Below are 17,787 nucleotides of genomic sequence, written 5' to 3' on the forward strand. Positions count from 1 at the left end.
CGGAGAGCTTTTCTTTTAACTAATTTTATCTACCTTAACTACCTTTGCCACTTTAACTGCTTCAGCTACTTTAACTATTTTATTTATTTTCACAACGGTAGTTACCCTACGTTTTGAACTATAAAAATACCAAATCATACGAAATATAAAATAAACGACAATATAAATTCAACATTCATGCAAAATTAGCATGAAATTCATACTCAAATCACATCAATCAACAAATAGACTATTTTATTCGTTTTCAAAGAGTGGTAAAATAGACAGTATATTAATTGTCGGATTTAACCGACCTGCCTCGGATGGCTTCGCCCTTCCGATAGATGAAAGGAGACATCAATTATGAGTAATTCTAATGTAACTGCTACTGACAAAAAGCTACTCGACCTTTTGGCCGCGGACGCAAGTATAACGCATGGCCAATTAGCCGCCATGCTAGGTGTAGCCGAAGCCGAGGTATCTGAACGTATTGCCGCCTTAGAAGCCCAAGGTATCATTAAGGGCTATCAAGCGGTTGTTGATTGGGAGGCTATTGATGCCAATAAAGCAACAGCCCTCATCCAATTACAAGTAACACCAGAACCTGACCAAGGCTTTGATAAATTGGCTCACCGCATTATGCAATTTGAAGAAGTGGAAGGGGTCTATCTCATGTCTGGTGGTTATGATTTAACCGTAGTTATCCAAGGCAAAAGCATGCGTGATATTGCCCTTTTTGTGGCCCGTCGTCTTTCCACCCTTGAAGGGGTGCGTGGCACAGGCACTCACTTCATTCTAAGTCGTTACAAAGATCGCAATGTAATCTACCATGATGAGGTACAAAAAGAAATAAGGAGCAATGTATTCTATGATTAATTATGATGAGTTTTTAAATCATGAGCTAGCTAATGTAAAACCATCTGGTATTCGCCGTTTTTTTGACATTGCTAACGAAATTGATAATGTTATATCACTCAGTATTGGGGAACCCGACTTTTCTACCCCTTGGCATATTCGTGAAGCGGGGATTGCGTCCCTAGAAAAAGGCAAAACTTGGTATTCACCAAATCGTGGTTTTGCCGATTTACGCGAAGAAATCAGCCATTGGTTCTCTCGTAAATATGGCGTTACTTATGAGCCCGCTACGGATATTTTAGTCAGTGTTGGTGGCTCAGAAGCAATTGATTTAGCCCTTCGCAGCTTAATCAATCCTGGCGACGAAGTGCTCATCCCTGTGCCTAGTTTTGTATGTTACACACCACTCACAGAAGTGGCTAAAGGCGTAGCAATCCAAGTAGAAACAAAGGCTGAAAATAATTTCCGCCTGACCGCTGAGGACATAGAGGCACATATAACACCAAGAACTAAAATCCTAGTGCTACCATTCCCTAATAACCCTACTGGCGCCGTTATGCGCCGTGAGCATTTAGAGGAAATTGCTAAGGTTATTGAAAAACATAATTTATTTGTCATTTCTGATGAGCTTTATAGCGAATTAACCTATGGTACTAATCCTCATGTAACAATTGCGGCTATTCCTGGTATGAAAGAGCGCACAATTGTAATCAATGGCTTCTCTAAAGCCTTCGCCATGACAGGTTGGCGCCTTGGTATTGCGGTAGGGCCAAAAGAAATTATTGCTCAAATGACCAAACTTCATCAATACGGCATCATGAGTGCCCCTTCAATCGCCCAATATGCAGCCATTGAGGCCCTTAAATATGGCGATAAAGACATTGAATATATGCGTGATCAATACGATATTCGTCGCCGCTTATTAGTAAATACCTTTAATGAACTTGGTTTAACTTGCTTTGAGCCAGAAGGGGCCTTCTACGTATTCCCTGATATTCGCTCTACAGGCTTTGACTCAGAGACATTCTGTGAAAAACTGCTTTATGCTAAACATGTTGCCATTGTTCCAGGTAACGCCTTTGGTGATTGTGGTGAGGGCTTCGTCCGCGTTGCTTACGCCAATTCCTTAGCCAATATTAAAGAAGCTTTAAAACGCATTAAAGAATTCTTAGTAGAAATAAAACAATAAATAATAACTAAAAAAGTAGGCACTAGCAATATTACTAGTACCTACTTTTTTTATTTTATAAACTTAATTATATATATTTCTTAGCCAATGTTTCAAATTCAGCAGCATGATCTTTAATCCAAATATCGTAAGGTTGACCTGCTTGATTTAATACTGTTGCTAACTCTGCAAAGAAGGCTGGCAAATCAGCAATAGTGATAGCCCCTAAAGGCTCACCAAAGGTAACAAAACCTAATTCATCACTGCCCCCCTTAAAGAGATTAAAGGCTGGCTGTGGTTTGCCATCTACTTGTTTCACAAAGCCATGAAGACCAAGCGTACCAATTTGATGCGTACCACAGGAAGATGGACAACCTGAAATATGAATTTTAGGCAATAGGCTATCATCAATTCCTTCTGCTGCTAAATGCGCTAGAATATCTTTATACGCAGATTGGGAATTTTGGAAACCAACTTGGCAACGAGCCGCCCCTACACAGCATACACTAGCAGCAAAAGCAGACGTAGAGCTATCATCCTTAATTAAATCATATACTTTGCGTGCTTCTGAAGCGGTTAAATTAATAAAATATGTCCCTTCTTCACTAGTCATGCGGGCTTCAGCACCTTCTAAAGAACCGACATATTGGAATACATCACGAGCCACTGCAGGCTGTGCATGGCCTCCTACGGGATGATAATATACATAATACAAGCCATCTTGTACTTGTTCACCAATGAGGCCTTTCGCAGCTGAAAGTTCTTCAGCTGTAAGTCGCTCCGTCCCTGTTTTAGTAATCGCTGTATTTGGTAAAGTGAAACTTAAATCCTCAGTACGTTTAACAAAAGTTAAGAACTTATTAAAAGCATCACGGAATTTATCCTCACCCATATCTGCTACCATGTAACGAGTGCGGTTCTTACTGCGCGTTTTATAATCCGCATTTTCAATAAAGGTGCGCACCATAGCTTTAATATAGTATAAAATATCGGCTGGAGCTACTTTTTCTGCCAATAAAATACCTTTACGCGGATTGCCACCTAAGCCACCACCAGCATATACGGTAAACGTACCATCTGGCTGCGCCCAGAACCCAAGATCCTTAAAGGTAACATGAGTTGTATTTTCAAGACCATTAGTAAAGGCGATTTTAAGTTTACGAGGCATTTTAAAATCAGGAACTAGCGTAAGAATATACTCACTTGCTACCTGTACATATGGTGTTATGTCAAAAGGTTCACCATCTACAACACCACGCAATGGGCTAGCTGCAATATTTCGTGGATGGTCACCACCACCGCCACGAGAATAAATGCCATGCGCATGACACTCTTTAAACATTTCAATCACTTGTGGTCCTTGCAAGCCATGAATTTGAATCGATTGGCCTGTTGTGAAATGAAGATGTGGTAATTCAAAGCGAGTAAACATATCTGCTAAAAAAGCTAATTGTTGTTGCGTAATACGTCCCCCTGGTAAACGCAACCGATACATAGCTGTATTAGCACCACGTTCTGCATAAGTTCCAAAAGGACCGGATAAGCCCTTATAGTCATTAACAGAAATTTCTTTGTTGAAAAATTGTTCACTAGTTTTAGCAAAGGTTGGTAAATCTTTGATGAGGCGTGCCTTCACCTCTTCGGTTAAAAATGCCATACTGTATCCCTCTCAATCTTTATACTGACATACTTATATCAAGATGACATAAAACTAATCCAATCGTAACACGTCCCCTGTACTGCGTCAATACTGAATGCAGTACAGGGGACTTAGTATTCTTATATATAGTTAGTTGTTTTATATATGTATGCAATCAATCTGCTTTTAACTCTGGAAAATAAATACTGCGTTGCACATCTAAACGATCAATAAAAATCCGTTCATCTTCAATGCCAGAAATTCGTAATTCATGAATCCATTGTTTCATAAAACCATGCCCGCCAAGCACAACAAAGCGTCCATTAGTAAATAACTGTGTCTCATCTAGAATATTACGTACTGTTTGCTCAAACGCATAGCGATTACTCTTAAAAATATAAGATACTCGCCCATCGTCTACCATGAGGTCTCGCAGCTCTTCAGTCGGTTCAACTACATTGACACAAATAATGGGGCCTTCGCCGCCAGCTTCTAGTACATCTCGTATAAAAGCATGCATACTCGATAAGCCAACACCTTGTGTTAATAAAACTAAAGGCCCTTCTGGCGGAACTGCTAAATGATTATTGACTTCTAATATAAATAAACTATCGCCCACTTCATAGGTAGCCAAATCGGCTTTAAAAATAGATGGATTATCTGGAATGCGCGTAGAAAATACCACTACCCCATCCTGTGGTCGTGTCGAAATAGACACAATACGTGTATATTTAGGGTCAAATGATGCCGTAGTAAATGTGGTAGACTCCTTTTGTCGGGTCGCTAAATCACAACCTTTAATACGGGAACCCATAGTAGGGTCCAAGCCCTCAAATAGCCCAATTTTCATATTAGCCCCACCAGCCCAAGTCATTCCGTCTGGGATGGCTAATGTATACGTTCTCATAGAGCGACCAAGGTGACGACACTCTAAAATTTCGGTAATTCGTACTGCCATAGGAGAAAACTCCTTTCCAACTTGCAGTGTATTTAACGTCGATAGGCACCTTGTTGCTTAGCCTTTGGCGCCTGTAAAATCAGGGACCACTTAATCCCCGCTTTTAAACCTCCTGGTGGTAATGCCTGTGAACGTTTACGTGTTCCTGTTAACTGCGTTGGTTCCCAGACTGTCCCCTGGGGCATCGATTGTACTGTTTTAGCTTGTGAAACTTGTGAAATTGCCGTGATTACTTTATCTAAGCTTGTATCACGAGTATTCCTTTCACGTGCTTTACTTTCTTGATTTTTTGTTTCCTGTGATGTTGTTATTAATATATCGCGCAATTCATCAACTGTAGATTTTCGATCTACCGAACGACGCTCCTGGTTGGAGGACGGTTTCGTCTCTAACACTGTTTTTTGATTATTAGCGGCCGGCGTCTCATCCTTGCGTTCCATCTTTATGCCATAGTACTCTTCCATAGCTTCCCAAGATAGTTCTCCTTTAGATGCTGTCTTCGGCTTAGCCTTTGGTCCTGGCCGAGACTGTTGCCCCGGCTCCGACCAATCATAAGGCTCTCGTTCTGTAGAATTCATATCTACTGAATCAGACTCACTTTGATTATCTTGTTGATGCTTTTGTCGCTTCTTCCGATTATTAAAAATCCCAAAACCTAATATTAATAAAAACAAGAGAAAGCCTAATGAATCCATAAATTAGCCTCCGCTACTTACTTCTTACGCCCATCTTGCTGTGTTGATAATTCTGCTGTTTCACCATCAGCAATGGTTTCACGCATCTTAGTATCAGCCATAATATTATTCATATTATAGTAATCCATAACACCCATATGACCATCGCGCAAAGCCTGTGATAAAGCTTGTGGTACTTCTGCTTGAGCTTCCACAACCTTTGCCTGCATTTCTTGGGTATACGCTCTCATTTCTTGTTCCTTAGCTACCGCCATAGCACGGCGTTCTTCAGCCTTCGCCTGAGCAATATTTTTATCTGCTTCAGCTTGATCTGTCATAAGTTGAGCACCAATATTACGTCCCACATCTACGTCCGCAATATCAATGGACAAGATTTCAAACGCTGACCCTGCATCAAGACCTTTATTCAATACAGTTCGAGAAATATGATCTGGATTTTCCAATACATCTGTATGCTCTTCGGAAGAACCTACTGTTGTTACGATACCTTCACCAACACGGGCGATAATAGTGGCTTCACCAGCACCACCCACTAAACGGTCAATGTTGGCACGTACCGTTACGCGAGCACGCACTTTAAGCTCAATACCATTTTTAGCAACTGCTGAAATGGTTGGCGTTTCAATCACTTTAGGATTTACACTCATCTGTACCGCTTCTAATACATCACGGCCAGCTAAGTCAATGGCGGCAGCTCGTTCAAAAGTCAACGGAATAGATGCTCGTTCAGCAGCAATTAAAGCATCAACTACCCGGTCAACATCACCACCCGCTAAATAATGGGCTTCTAACTGGTTTACATTGACAGTTAAGCCTGCCTTATTCGCCTTTACTAATGGTAGCACAATTTTCGATGGCGATACCCGACGTAAACGCATCCCAATGAGAGTAAAAATACCAACATTTACCCCAGCGGCTAACGCAGAAATCCACAGCCCTAAAGGGACAAAGTGGAAAAATAAAGAGATTACCACAACAGCAGCAAAAATAACAAAAATAAAGCTAAAGCTCAATAAATCTTCCATAATTCCTCCTCATTACACTTTTCTAACTACAATACGACCACCTGTTACTTCGACAACTACTACCTCTGTACCAGGTTCATAAAATTCACCATCCGTCACCACATCAACTGGTTTATCATCAAATAAAACCCGCCCTGCAGGACGTAATACTGATTGAGCTATACCCGTTTTACCAAGCAAATCGGTGCGTTCCTCATTACCGCTATAGCCCCGTTCTTTCGTAGATTCTAATGTCAAGGTTAACGCTTTACCAAGGCGACTATTAGGCGCTTTTTTTATAAGCCAAACACCTACAATCAAGGCAATAACTGCTACTACAGCGACTACCATAGCCGCGAGCATGCCAGCACCTAGATATAAATAGAGGGCCCCCAATAAAGCAATAACACCTAATAAACCAAATATACCAATACCTGGTACTACTGATTCAATACCAAGTAGAACTACGCCACCAATGACCAAATATGTGATCATGCCTCTCCTCCTTTCACCATTGTTTTAGGCTTATTTATATTATTCGATACAGATATAAAAAATACCTCTTTTATATCCCTTAAAATTTCAATGAATTAATAAAAAACGCTTTCCAGACCATATAGTACCAGAAAACGTTTCACAACTTATACTGTATTTTTTGTCGTCCGCTTTGGCCACTTTAATTGACTCACATCAATCCCTTCTAATTCAAGAAGTTTTACTTTAACTGCCAAACCACCAGTATAGCCTGTTAAATTGCGATTACTACCAATCACACGGTGACAAGGCACAATAATTGGGATTGGATTATGCCCTACTGCGCCACCAATTGCGCGCGCTCTAATTCCCATATTATTATCTTGCGGATATAATTTTTTAGCTAAATCTCCATATGTAATAAGAGAGCCTGCTGGAATCTGGCACAATGCTTGCCAAACAGACCGACGAAAGTCAGTACCAATAAAACGAATCGGTGGCAATTCCTTTGGAATATGCCCTTTAAAATACGCACTTAACCAAGCAAAAGTTTCATCGAAAATAGGCAAGGATGCCTCTTCTATTTTCAAAGTATCTGCTGGCAATGTATATTGTTGTGATGGCATAGTAAGACCCACTAAATACGTCCCATCACTATAGAGTGTAATAGAGCCTACTTCAGAAAAATCTTTCGTTTGTGAATATAAAATATCAGCCATAGGAATCTCCTTTACATTGGAATTGTACATTTTACTATATTTTGTCCATTTATAGGTGTACTTATGAGACAACTTATTTTATAATAGTCTTATAAATAAATTATACTAATTTAAGTTCGTACTTGTCTATGAAAGGAGTTTTATTATGAAACCAGTTTTCACTGAAAACGCCCCTAAAGCACTAGGCCCTTACTCTCAAGCTATTAAAGCCAATGGCTTTGTATTTATTTCTGGCCAAGGTGGCATCAATCCTGCAACAGGCAAATTAGTTGAAGGTGGCGTAGAAGCGGAAACATTACAAGCTATGAAAAATATTGAGGCTATTTTAAAAGAAGCTGGCACAGACTTCTCCAAAGTAATAAAAACAACTTGTTTCTTAGCCGACATTAATGACTTTGCTAAATTCAATGCAATTTATGCAGACTATTTTACTAGCAAACCAGCTCGTAGCTGTGTATCTGTTAAAGAATTACCAGCTAACTTTTCTGTAGAAGTAGAAGTTATCGCTATCGCTGAATAATAGATTTCTATTGCTCAAACTAATAAAAAGCACTTCCCCAAAACTAACTATGATTAGTTCCCAAAGGAAGTGCTTTTTTGTTTTACCCTATACACCGCTATATAATGGCAGTCGGATGCAACCACTCACTCCAAGTCAATTGAAAATTAGTATGATGATTTTGTTGTACATAACGATAAAACTTACGAATCATCAACGCTTTTTCTTCATAATAAGGAGCTTTCCAAGTATCCTCATCAGTGGTATATGCTACATTATTACCACCTAATACCTGCTGACGACTTAAAATATCTTCTAAAGGTACATTCGGATTTTTCATAATATCATACATAGCCATAAAAATAGTCGTTCGCCCTTTACCAGCTTCACAATGAAAATGAAGCCAACTATTCTTAGGCAAGGTCTTATAAAACGCAATAAATTTATCAATACTCATTTCATCAGGCCAAATATGATCTGTAGTAGCTAGCCGCAGATAATGTAGCCCTTGCTCTTTAGCTACCATCGCTTCAGTCTTAACAGACTCTACCATGATAGACTGTTCATTAATTGCTTCTTTTTCTTTATTTAAGGTAGCTAGCTGTAAGGTTGTCTGCGGTAAAGTAGCCAGCAACTCTTTTTCCTTATCTAAAATAGTAATCTGCTTTTCTCCTACATTGCCCCAATTACGCTTCCCATAATGGCTTATGGGAATTCCATTGACGAATACATGTGTTTCCTGTCGTAAATCAACTACATAAATAGGACCATCTGTTTTTGTTCGTAAAGTGCTGGCTAACTGCTTGAATTGAGCTTCTGTAGGCTGCCCACTACCCGACATTTGAGTATATGCTAAGCCCTTTCTGGATGGTGATACATCCTCAATACCTAATTTATAATGATCATGAGTAGTTCTAAAATTAACAGGTAATCTAGCTCCGTCTTTACTATCTTCACGCCACATATAAGGGGTATAGGGATTAACAAGTCGTTTATCTGCATATACCGCATTAGGATTAATCGCCTGCTTTGAAGTAAGCTGAATAGAATCTGCCACTGCTTTATGAGCGACTTCACTTTCAAGCCGGCTTTCTTGGGTTGGTAATGCTAGGCGAGGTATTGCAGCTTTAGGAAGTACTGCTTCCTGAGCAAAAGAAGTTCCATATACAGTAGTCCCTACAATGGTCATTAAAGCCGCCCTTTGCCATATAGCACTTGATTTTCGTTTCATAACGAATTCCTTTCATAAAACAAAAAAGCCTGTAAAGTATCAATTCACAGGCTTCTTCGTTTGTGTGTTGTGTTTGTGTGTTTGTGTGTTTTTTGTGTTTGTGTGTGTTTTTTTGTGTTTGTGTGTGTTTTTTTGTGCGTTTGTGTTTAGTGTGTGTTTTAGAGAGAGTCTTTAAAGCTAATGAAGCTTAAAAGGTTGCTTCTGGAATAGAAGCATGGGAAGGTTTCTGCGAATGTCCCTCTTCTTGTGGACTCCTATCTGGTTGATACTGACGCTCTTTGCTATGATGCGCTCTACGGTCATAATCAACTGGCATATGACCTGCATTGCTACGAGATGCTCCATACATAGTCTGCGGCATCAAGAAAATAGCTGCATTAGCTTCTACCTGATTATGTGCCATCGAACGTGCCCGTACCATATCATCATAGGCGGTCGGCATAGTATACGGCCTACGGTCTAAGCCCATTTCATGTGGACCTTTCATAGAAACACTTGTTTCTACTGCCTGAGGATGTGTGGTTGCTGGTTGTACCGCTGACGGCTCAGCAGCCAGTGATGTGCCCCAAAGCATGCCACCGAGTACACCTAGTACAGCAACCTTTCTCAGTAAACTTTGAGATGGTTCTTTCATACTAAGACTCCTTTGCTATACTATAAAAAAAGGGAAATTCTATAGCAATCTCTTACGATGAGCTTCGATACGAGGTGAAAACTCAATTTCTTGTAAGAGTTTCTTGCTATGTGTATAGAATACAGGGATAACATGAACTCCACATGTGAAAACCGTGAGAGTTATGTGAAGTTTTCTCATGAATACTCATCTATAATTCATGAACTTAAAATATTAACTATAAATAACAATAAGTCACTATAAGTGATATTCAGTCCTATAAGTAATGTTCAATCCTATAAATAACTTTTAATCACTATAAATAACTATCCATGTGTATATAAAATCACAACCTATAAATAAAAAATTAATATAGTCAAAAAGAGAGATTTTATTATATAGTATATACAGTAAGTGCAAGGAGGTAATCATGACAGATCAAGACTATATGCAAGAGGCCCTTGTTGAAGCCCGTAAAGCCTATGAATTAGGCGAAATTCCTATAGGAGCCATCATTGTAAAAGATGATACAATTATTTCACGACACCATAATCGCCGAGAATTAGATCATGATGCCACGGCTCATGCTGAAATTTTAGTCATTCGTAAGGCCTGTGAAATACTTGATCGTTGGCGGTTGACCGGTTGCACTCTTTATGTTACTATAGAGCCATGTCCGATGTGCGCTGGTGCCATTATTAACAGTCGAATTGACCGTGTTGTCTATGGCAGTAGTGATTACAAAGGAGGCGCTGTAGAATCTTTATTTAATGTACTCACACATCCTGGATTAAATCATGAGCCAGATATTTTAAGTGGTGTATTAGCTGATGAATGCAGTCAAATAATGAAAGATTTTTTCAAAGAGCGTCGTAAAAAACGGAGAAGTACCCAAGAGGCTGAAGGGTCCGCACTCGAAATGCGGTAGGTCGGCAAAACCGGCGCGGGGGTTCAAATCCCTCCTTCTCCGCCATCTATGTACCGTATTTTTCGATTAATTCCAATAATAATCAAACCTCTTACAATACTAGGTAACATCTAGTATCATAAGAGGTTTTTCTTTTTGTCAAATCATTAGAAATTAGCCATAGTTTTCAACTTTTTCCGTCTAATTACCGTCTTAAATTTGATTTATAACTGTTCATTCAGGTTTGATTTATAACGCTTGCAATATAATCTTTCAACCCAGTAAATACAAGGCTTTATACGAGAAAACTAGTTTCCGTCTAACCTATTTAAAGCTCTTAATATAGTTCTCAAACACTGGCGTAAATGCCTTACGTTCTACATCAGAAGTCACCATTATATAGGCTACTGGATTAGGCTCTTTTAAAATCATAGCCCCTTGTACATAAAATGGCAACTCAACGCCTTGCGCATTTACGAATAAACGGGTACCTGCTGTATATGTAGGATACTGTGTACCTTTTAATTCTGTCCAAGGTGTTTGATTTTCCATATCAACGGTTATATTCATACTTGGCGAATTAACAGCGCCATTTTGCAAAGTCCCTTGTAAAAACTTATTGACCTGTTGTTCACTTTGAAGCCACATAGTATTAATCATTGGCAACTGTTCTTTTACGAAAGCTGGATTTAATAGAGCAGAAAAGCCCTTTGTATTTTCTTGTGTTAACTCCATAGTAAATACATTAGCCGTTTTTAAAGATTTTTTATCTTTCAACTGCCACTGATAAGCATCAACCGCTTCACCTAATTTAAAATCCTTATTTTGAATTGCTTTCCCAGTTTCTTTAGTTGCTGTTTTTTCTATTAAATCAATATAACCTGGGATAAAAATACTATTTGATAAGCGGCTTACTGTTACATTACTTGGTAAATTAGCGGTACCTCCAATTACTTTCTGTGCTACCACTTTGCTATTAGTATTCGCTGACAAACTAGCTGCATTAACAGCTGGCACCGTACTAACTACCCCAACTAAGCAAGTAGCTGTTAGTGCCCATTTTTTCCATTGTTTCATTAATAAGCCCCCTATTTTAATTGTAAGATTCTTTCAAATTGTTGTTGCCAAAATTCGCCATCCGCATCATTAGCCATTACAATTGTAATAATCGGCCCAGTTGCTTCATAACGAATCATAGAAAAGCCTGCTGTTGGCACTTGATAGCCATCATAGATTATATTAGAACGCTGATGATTAAATACAAGTTTACCTAACGCCGTATTTTCCTTAATTTGCGGCACCGCATTAGCAGATAAGTTTTCTATTTTCATAGTTTTCAAAGTGGCTTCTTGTAAAGCTTGAACTTGAGTCATAAACTCTTTTTGTTCAGGTTTTACCCCTTGCATATCAAGACCACCCACAGCTTGTTGGTTCGCAAAACTTTGAGAAAACTGTTGCATTATCTGCATTGCATAGATATCTGAACTACCTAAATTTTTACCATTGGCAATCTTTTCACGATTTTGAATCTCAGACCAACGATATAATTCATTTGGATGATAACCTACTCGTTTATTTTGGTAAAAATCATCATATTGTTTTAATTCAGCCTGTAAAGTTTGCACAGCTTCCTTATTATTATCTTTTTCAGCAGCCTCTATCATCTGCAAAATCACCTTACGACTCAACTGATAGCCTTCTTCGCTATACACAATGGAATCAGGCTCTAACTGAACTTCAATTCCATAGGCCACATGATGAGCCTCAGCATCCTGTGCTTGAAACTGATACAGATTAAGATTTTTAATTGTATTTTTATTATATTCAGTCAAGATAGGCACATCTAAATTATCCTTTTGCGCCAAGCTACGTATAACCTGTGCGTACTGAACATTATACAAATCTATAATTTTACCATACAAGGATGGATCTGCCATATTAGCTTCCACCGTTTTCTTTAAGTCAAATACTTTAACCGTATTTCCTAAAGCGATTTGCTTACCATCCGTAGTCTGCCAAACATGGCTTCTCGTATCTATAGCTGTAACTGGCGCCAACGAGCTAGCATTTATGGTTTCAAAGTTGCCAGTTAAGACTGGCTTATTTTGAGACTGCCCATTAATAACAGTTGTATCAGCAGAAGCAGCGGCACTAGTATTCGCCAAAACTCCCACACCAATAGCAAGTGCTAATAGGAATTGCCGTTTATTTTTTAATTTCATAAATTCTCCCTCTTATAACTCTTGAATGAACTGTACAAAACGAGGTGCAAAGACCTCCTTTTCTACATCCGATGTAACTAATACATAAGCCACTGGATTTGGTTCCGTCAATACGACAGCACCTTGCAAGTAATATGGCAATTCTAGCCCATTAGCACCAGCAAAGAAACGAGTGCTTGCCATGTAGGCTGGATGGGTACTATGCGGTAATCGAGCCCATGGAGTTTGATCTTTCAACTCTGCTTTAGTATAAGCAAATGCAGATGCACCACTATTCATGGCTAATTCTTGCACTTTTTTATATAATTTACCATCACTTTGTAGCCATTGTGCATTTAAAGCAGGTAATTGACTATCAATAAATTCCTTATGTGCTAAATTAGATAAGCCCTTTGTCGTTTCTGGCGTCAATACTAATCCAAATACGGTAGCCGTCTTACGACCATCACTATCTTTTAATTGCCATTGATATACATCAGCTTTTTCACCAAGCCGATAGTCATTCATATAACGTAATTGTTTTTGTTGCCGTTCGTAAGCTTTTAAACTAGCTTCCCGCTCTTCACCGATTAATAACTTATTATCTTCCCAACTTCGTAACTGTGGCCCTCTAGCAATGTCTTCTTGTAATCCTTTTTCAATGAATTCAGCAAAAACTGGTACAAGAACGGTATCTGACAATCGGCGAATTGTTACATCTCTAGGTACTGTAATAGCCCCTTTATGGCCTAGCACTTCAACAGCTCCATCACTAATATAACTGGTTGTTACAGCTTGTGAGGTTGTACTCATTGTATTTTGGCTAGCTGCTTGTCCATAAAAAGGTATGCTAGCTACTAATAACGTGGCCACTAGTGCACTTCGTTTCCAAAAATTCATAACTATATCCTCCTTATTGAATTCCATAGGTTGCTTTTAATTGTTTTTCCCAATAATTAAAATCCCCATCATTCGTAACTAAGAAGGTAAATATAGGGCCTTCTTTTTCATAGCGAATCAAATTAATATTCCCTACAGGGATTTCATAACTATCAAAGGTAAGGGCCATACGACTATCTGAATATAACATCGTTCCTATATGAGAATTAACAGTTTTTATATCGCCCAATGTATCGGCATGGATGCCTGAGGTGGCGAAGAATTTCTGTAAACCTTCCCGAATCTTACCACTCATGATTAATTTTTCTTTAGCTCGTTCATTGCTCTGCGCCTCTTTAGCTAATTCTTTTTCATGATTTGCTAAATCGGCTACCATAGCGTTAACGAATTTATTTTTATATAAATTGAAAAATGCATTAAACGCCACTGGATCTTGCGAAGTTTTTACTGCTTGATAGCCCTCAATAGTTGCTTTGCGGAAACTATTTGGTTCATACGTAGTTGGATACGGTGCTAACCACGCTTCGTTTTCTGCCAATACGGACTTATTAAATTCTTTCATGAACTGCCAGGTATGAGGCATTTTGTCAGTATCACTGGATGAGCCAAATGTAGCAATATCAGATACATCACCAACAAAACCCGTAGCTTGCTGTGCAGATTGCAAAGAATCTAATAAGTTAACACCACTGCCACGTACAGCTGTACTCGAAGTCATCGACCCATCGACTTCTTTTTCAAGGAACTCCCATAAAGCTTTCGTTAATCGTAATTCAGCTCGTTCCCCTTGAATATAGTCTTTACCTAAAGCTAGATCAACTACATATGCCGTATGAACACCTTTTTCATCTTCCCCACGTAATTGATACGCATTCCAATCTCGGAAAATCTCACCTTGGAAGTTTTTTAATTCTGGCACATTAACTTCTTTAGTTTTGGCTAATTCACGAATATCATTTACATATTCATCGTTAAATTCCTTAGCTGAAAGAAAAGCCGTTCCATCTATCATGCCTTGAGGTGTTATCATACGTTTTAAATCAAATACAGTCACGCCCTGAGGTGTATTCAATCTCTTATTATCTACAGTAGTAAATACAGGACTTACCAATACAGGCTGAATCCCACTATTCATAGACAAGGCCGTAGCCTGATTTGTAGCGGTTTCACTAGCTGGTTCTATCGTTTTATCAACCTTCTCTTTCGAGGCTTGTGAGGCTTCACTTACGGCATATACCATTCCTAGCGTAGCCGTATTTACTTCGGCCCCTTGCACAACCGTGCCAATACTACTTCCTAAGAGAGCGGCCATTACTAACCCATATATATGTTTTCGTTGCATCTCACACACTCCTTTGCGGCTAATTAAAATTTGCTATATAATTAGTATATAACTAAAACGTATAATTTTCATGAATTATATAAATACTTAAATTTTCATACTTTCCCTGAAACGTAATTTACTCATGATGATTACGTTTTACTTTTTGCAATAATAATTCTTGTTTTAACTCATGAAGTTTATGGCTAATATTCACTTTCACTACTGGCGGACGATTTAAACGCAAGTATTCAGGCCATAATAATTTAATCTGCTCATTCGCATAACTTACAATATCAGGTAAACTTGGCAAATCATAAACCAATTCGCCCTTTTCAAAAATCGGCACTAATAAATCGACTACATCAAAACTATTCGCTTCTAAATGAGTACATTTCCATGGATACATAGGATTTTCAAAAGTATATGGCTTCGTTGTATCTATCGTTTCATCAATCAAACAAATCAAATCGCCAATCAATTTGCGATTACGCCGATTAATAAGACGTAATACCTTTTTACAACCAGGATTGGTCACTTTTTCGATATTATCGGAAAACTTCATAGTTGGCATAAATTGACCATCTTCATTCCACTGCCCAGCCAATTTATACACACCGCCTAAAGCAGAGGTACCATCAGCGGTAATGAGTTTTGTCCCTACGCCCCACGAGGTAATGGCACTATGTTGACTTTTCAAATCAGCAATGCGATGTTCATCTAAGTCATTAGACGCAAAAATAGTGGCATCTTCAAAACCTGCGTCTTTTAACATTTGAAAAGCTTCTTGGGATAGATATGATAAATCACCACTATCTAAGCGAATACCATACCCCTTAGGCATTGTACCGCCACGGCGTTCTTTAACCTCTTTAAATACTTGAATTGCATTAGGTACCCCTTGTTGTAAGGTATCATACGTATCCACTAATAAAACTAACATATTTTCGTATTGAGCCGCATACGAACGAAAGGCCGTCAATTCATCAGGAAAACTCATAATCCAACTATGAGCCATGGTACCTACAGGCTTAATGCCATATTGAGCGGCCGAATACACATTACTCGTACCATTAAAACCACCAATAATAGAGGCACGCGCACCATATACGGCTGCATTTGTGCCTTGCGCGCGACGCATACCAAATTCAGCTAAGCTATCATTACCAGCAACACTACGAATACGGCGCGCTTTGGTGGCAATTAAAGACTCATGATTCAAATACATGGATAGCGGTGTCTCGATAAGCATAGCTTCATCTTTAGGGGCTTCAATGCGAACTAACACTTCTCCAGGAAATACAATAGATCCTTCTGGTGCAGCATATACTGTACCAGTAAAACGAAACTCTTTTAAATATTCTAAAAAATCGTCTTCAAACAAACCTGTTTTTCGTAAATACGCAATATCTTCTTCATTGAACGATAGATGTTTTAAATAATCAATGACATGCTCTAACCCAGCGACTACCGTATACGCACCATTAAATGGATTTTTACGATAAAAACGGTCAAATACGCAAGGTGTACGATGTAAATTTTCTTTAAATAAGCCTTGCATCATGGTGAATTGATATAAATCTGTCAGTAACGCTTTACTAATCACGATAAATTCCTCATCTCTGCATAATCTAATATAGTAATAATTTACAAGCACTACTATTTAAGCTACAATTGTTAGTGCCTATCCTTATATAATTCTATGTTTATAGAAAGGAATCCTCTTTTTATGTTACAGGCTCGCTTATGTTTATTACTGACTGCCTTTGTTTGGGGCTCCACATTTGTAGCCCAGCGCTTAGCTTCTGATTTAGTAGGTCCACATACATATAATGCAACACGCTTTTTGTTAGGTGTATTAACTGTTAGTCCCTTACTAATTTTTATGAAACAAAGTGCACCGCCACAAAAAGCTAAGGTTTCTATTATATGGATTTCTTTATTATTGGGCTTTTTACTATTCTTAGGCGCCAGTTTACAACAATATGCTATCGCCTATACTACGGCCTCTAAAGCAGCCTTTCTTACGGCGCTTTATATTGTAATTGTACCTACCATCGGCCTTTTTATAGGGCAACAAATTAGCTTGCTCGCCTTAGCCGGCGTACTATGCTCAGTCATTGGGGCCGCCTTATTAAGTTTAAAAGAAAGTTTTATCCCCTCCTATGGAGATGGTATAATTTTAATCTCTACCCTCTTCTGGGCCTTACATATTGTCGTATTAAGTAAAGTCACCAAACAGTATAATCCCTTTAAACTAGCTATGGGGCAATTTTTTGGGTGCGCTTTATTTTCAGGCATCGCCGCCCTTTTATCTGAGCCATTTTCTTGGACAATTATTGAAAATTCGTGGCTCTTTATTGCTTGGGGCGGCATTCTATCCGCTGGTCTAGGCTTTACAGGCCAACTCTTAGGACAACGCCAATTACCAGCAACCCAAGCCTCCCTCATTATGAGCCTTGAAATCGTATTTGCTGGTGTTATGGGCTATTTTATTTTAGGTGAACGCCTTAATTATCAAGAAATATGGGGACTTATTGCTATGTGTACAGGTGTCTTATTAGCACAACTCCCTTGTCCCCCTTCTTTACATATTGGTCCCCTTTGTCGTCGAAAGGAGTAAG

18 protein-coding genes and 1 tRNA gene are annotated in these 17,787 nt (G+C 38.8%); 6 read left to right on the forward strand and 13 right to left on the reverse strand.

The genetic code is table 11. The annotated features are described in order from the left end of the window. Window positions 1–342: 342 nt before the first annotated feature. Together NFR44_RS06885 and NFR44_RS06890 are read left to right on the forward strand one after the other, a co-directional pair. Window positions 343–855 (forward strand): Lrp/AsnC family transcriptional regulator, encoded by a 513-nt coding sequence (locus NFR44_RS06885; protein ID WP_251442737.1) that lies wholly within the window; start codon window positions 343–345, stop codon window positions 853–855. Continuing rightward, window positions 848–2,023 carry an aminotransferase class I/II-fold pyridoxal phosphate-dependent enzyme gene (locus NFR44_RS06890; protein WP_251442739.1) on the forward strand — a complete coding sequence of 392 codons (1,176 nt, stop codon included), beginning with the start codon at window positions 848–850 and terminating at the stop codon, window positions 2,021–2,023. The genes NFR44_RS06885 and NFR44_RS06890 overlap by 8 nt, the downstream gene beginning before the upstream one ends. 67 nt (window positions 2,024–2,090) lie before the next feature. Here the strand turns inward: NFR44_RS06890 and NFR44_RS06895 are convergent, their stop codons facing one another. The 6 genes from NFR44_RS06895 to NFR44_RS06920 form a co-directional block, all read right to left on the reverse strand. Then, entirely contained in the window at window positions 2,091–3,659 is a 1,569-nt protein-coding gene (locus tag NFR44_RS06895) for a nitrite/sulfite reductase (protein ID WP_251442741.1), read from the reverse strand. Between the two features lie 157 nt (window positions 3,660–3,816). Further along, window positions 3,817–4,599 (reverse strand): ferredoxin reductase domain-containing protein, encoded by a 783-nt coding sequence (locus NFR44_RS06900; protein ID WP_251442744.1) that lies wholly within the window; start codon window positions 4,597–4,599, stop codon window positions 3,817–3,819. 32 nt (window positions 4,600–4,631) lie between these two features. After that, entirely contained in the window at window positions 4,632–5,294 is a 663-nt protein-coding gene (locus NFR44_RS06905; RefSeq protein ID WP_251442747.1) for a hypothetical protein, read from the reverse strand. Window positions 5,295–5,311: 17 nt separating this feature from the next. Further along, window positions 5,312–6,319: a flotillin-like protein FloA gene (floA, locus tag NFR44_RS06910; RefSeq protein WP_251442749.1), complete on the reverse strand. Its 1,008-nt coding sequence runs from the start codon at window positions 6,317–6,319 to the stop codon at window positions 5,312–5,314. A 12-nt stretch (window positions 6,320–6,331) separates the two neighbouring features. Continuing rightward, window positions 6,332–6,793 carry an NfeD family protein gene (locus NFR44_RS06915; RefSeq protein WP_251442752.1) on the reverse strand — a complete coding sequence of 154 codons (462 nt, stop codon included), beginning with the start codon at window positions 6,791–6,793 and terminating at the stop codon, window positions 6,332–6,334. 146 nt (window positions 6,794–6,939) lie between these two features. Further along, entirely contained in the window at window positions 6,940–7,491 is a 552-nt protein-coding gene (locus NFR44_RS06920) for a methylated-DNA--[protein]-cysteine S-methyltransferase (protein ID WP_251442755.1), read from the reverse strand. 145 nt (window positions 7,492–7,636) lie between these two features. On the opposite strand from NFR44_RS06920, the gene NFR44_RS06925 reads away from it, so the two are divergent. Next, window positions 7,637–8,011, forward strand: a complete 375-nt coding sequence (locus tag NFR44_RS06925; RefSeq protein WP_251442758.1) for a RidA family protein — start codon at window positions 7,637–7,639, stop codon at window positions 8,009–8,011. A 97-nt stretch (window positions 8,012–8,108) separates the two neighbouring features. On the opposite strand, the gene NFR44_RS06930 is transcribed toward NFR44_RS06925, so the two are convergent. Together NFR44_RS06930 and NFR44_RS06935 are read right to left on the reverse strand one after the other, a co-directional pair. After that, window positions 8,109–9,221 (reverse strand): protein-tyrosine phosphatase family protein, encoded by a 1,113-nt coding sequence (locus NFR44_RS06930; protein WP_251442761.1) that lies wholly within the window; start codon window positions 9,219–9,221, stop codon window positions 8,109–8,111. Between the two features lie 187 nt (window positions 9,222–9,408). Further along, entirely contained in the window at window positions 9,409–9,855 is a 447-nt protein-coding gene (locus NFR44_RS06935; RefSeq protein WP_251442763.1) for a hypothetical protein, read from the reverse strand. Window positions 9,856–10,264: 409 nt separating this feature from the next. Here NFR44_RS06935 and tadA point away from each other — a divergent pair, with 409 nt between their 5' ends. Together tadA and NFR44_RS06945 are read left to right on the forward strand one after the other, a co-directional pair. Further along, window positions 10,265–10,762, forward strand: a complete 498-nt coding sequence (tadA, locus tag NFR44_RS06940) for a tRNA adenosine(34) deaminase TadA (protein WP_251443273.1) — start codon at window positions 10,265–10,267, stop codon at window positions 10,760–10,762. Continuing rightward, a tRNA-Ser gene (locus NFR44_RS06945) sits at window positions 10,716–10,807 on the forward strand. Before tadA ends, NFR44_RS06945 begins: the two co-directional genes overlap by 47 nt. 258 nt (window positions 10,808–11,065) lie before the next feature. On the opposite strand, the gene NFR44_RS06950 is transcribed toward NFR44_RS06945, so the two are convergent. The 5 genes from NFR44_RS06950 to NFR44_RS06970 form a co-directional block, all read right to left on the reverse strand. Continuing rightward, window positions 11,066–11,818: a hypothetical protein gene (locus NFR44_RS06950; RefSeq protein WP_251442766.1), complete on the reverse strand. Its 753-nt coding sequence runs from the start codon at window positions 11,816–11,818 to the stop codon at window positions 11,066–11,068. Between the two features lie 11 nt (window positions 11,819–11,829). Further along, complete coding sequence (locus NFR44_RS06955; RefSeq protein WP_251442769.1) at window positions 11,830–12,963, reverse strand: hypothetical protein; 1,134 nt, start codon at window positions 12,961–12,963, stop codon at window positions 11,830–11,832. Between the two features lie 12 nt (window positions 12,964–12,975). Beyond that, entirely contained in the window at window positions 12,976–13,842 is an 867-nt protein-coding gene (locus NFR44_RS06960) for a hypothetical protein (RefSeq protein WP_251442771.1), read from the reverse strand. A 13-nt stretch (window positions 13,843–13,855) separates the two neighbouring features. Beyond that, on the reverse strand, window positions 13,856–15,184 hold the full coding sequence (locus NFR44_RS06965) for a hypothetical protein (RefSeq protein WP_251442774.1): 1,329 nt from the start codon (window positions 15,182–15,184) through the stop codon (window positions 13,856–13,858). A gap of 118 nt (window positions 15,185–15,302) precedes the next feature. Beyond that, window positions 15,303–16,769, reverse strand: coding sequence for a nicotinate phosphoribosyltransferase (locus tag NFR44_RS06970; protein ID WP_251442777.1), 1,467 nt, complete (start codon window positions 16,767–16,769; stop codon window positions 15,303–15,305). A gap of 123 nt (window positions 16,770–16,892) precedes the next feature. Between NFR44_RS06970 and NFR44_RS06975 the strand changes: the two genes are divergently transcribed. Then, complete coding sequence (locus tag NFR44_RS06975) at window positions 16,893–17,786, forward strand: DMT family transporter (protein ID WP_251442780.1); 894 nt, start codon at window positions 16,893–16,895, stop codon at window positions 17,784–17,786. Window position 17,787: the final 1 nt, after the last annotated feature.

The organism is Veillonella intestinalis (assembly GCF_943193155.1).
Taxonomy (GTDB): domain Bacteria; phylum Bacillota; class Negativicutes; order Veillonellales; family Veillonellaceae; genus Veillonella_A; species Veillonella_A intestinalis.

Coding starts and splice junctions, on each gene's coding strand:
- floA (WP_251442749.1), bottom strand. CDS start 6,319: ATGGAAGATTTATTGAGCTTTAGCTTTATTTTTGTTATTTTTGCTGCT.
- NFR44_RS06960 (WP_251442771.1), bottom strand. CDS start 13,842: ATGAATTTTTGGAAACGAAGTGCACTAGTGGCCACGTTATTAGTAGCT.
- NFR44_RS06915 (WP_251442752.1), bottom strand. CDS start 6,793: ATGATCACATATTTGGTCATTGGTGGCGTAGTTCTACTTGGTATTGAA.
- NFR44_RS06885 (WP_251442737.1), top strand. CDS start 343: ATGAGTAATTCTAATGTAACTGCTACTGACAAAAAGCTACTCGACCTT.
- NFR44_RS06925 (WP_251442758.1), top strand. CDS start 7,637: ATGAAACCAGTTTTCACTGAAAACGCCCCTAAAGCACTAGGCCCTTAC.
- NFR44_RS06950 (WP_251442766.1), bottom strand. CDS start 11,818: ATGAAACAATGGAAAAAATGGGCACTAACAGCTACTTGCTTAGTTGGG.
- NFR44_RS06890 (WP_251442739.1), top strand. CDS start 848: ATGATTAATTATGATGAGTTTTTAAATCATGAGCTAGCTAATGTAAAA.
- NFR44_RS06900 (WP_251442744.1), bottom strand. CDS start 4,599: ATGGCAGTACGAATTACCGAAATTTTAGAGTGTCGTCACCTTGGTCGC.
- NFR44_RS06920 (WP_251442755.1), bottom strand. CDS start 7,491: ATGGCTGATATTTTATATTCACAAACGAAAGATTTTTCTGAAGTAGGC.
- tadA (WP_251443273.1), top strand. CDS start 10,265: ATGACAGATCAAGACTATATGCAAGAGGCCCTTGTTGAAGCCCGTAAA.
- NFR44_RS06895 (WP_251442741.1), bottom strand. CDS start 3,659: ATGGCATTTTTAACCGAAGAGGTGAAGGCACGCCTCATCAAAGATTTA.
- NFR44_RS06975 (WP_251442780.1), top strand. CDS start 16,893: ATGTTACAGGCTCGCTTATGTTTATTACTGACTGCCTTTGTTTGGGGC.
- NFR44_RS06965 (WP_251442774.1), bottom strand. CDS start 15,184: ATGCAACGAAAACATATATATGGGTTAGTAATGGCCGCTCTCTTAGGA.
- NFR44_RS06955 (WP_251442769.1), bottom strand. CDS start 12,963: ATGAAATTAAAAAATAAACGGCAATTCCTATTAGCACTTGCTATTGGT.
- NFR44_RS06935 (WP_251442763.1), bottom strand. CDS start 9,855: ATGAAAGAACCATCTCAAAGTTTACTGAGAAAGGTTGCTGTACTAGGT.
- NFR44_RS06905 (WP_251442747.1), bottom strand. CDS start 5,294: ATGGATTCATTAGGCTTTCTCTTGTTTTTATTAATATTAGGTTTTGGG.
- NFR44_RS06930 (WP_251442761.1), bottom strand. CDS start 9,221: ATGAAACGAAAATCAAGTGCTATATGGCAAAGGGCGGCTTTAATGACC.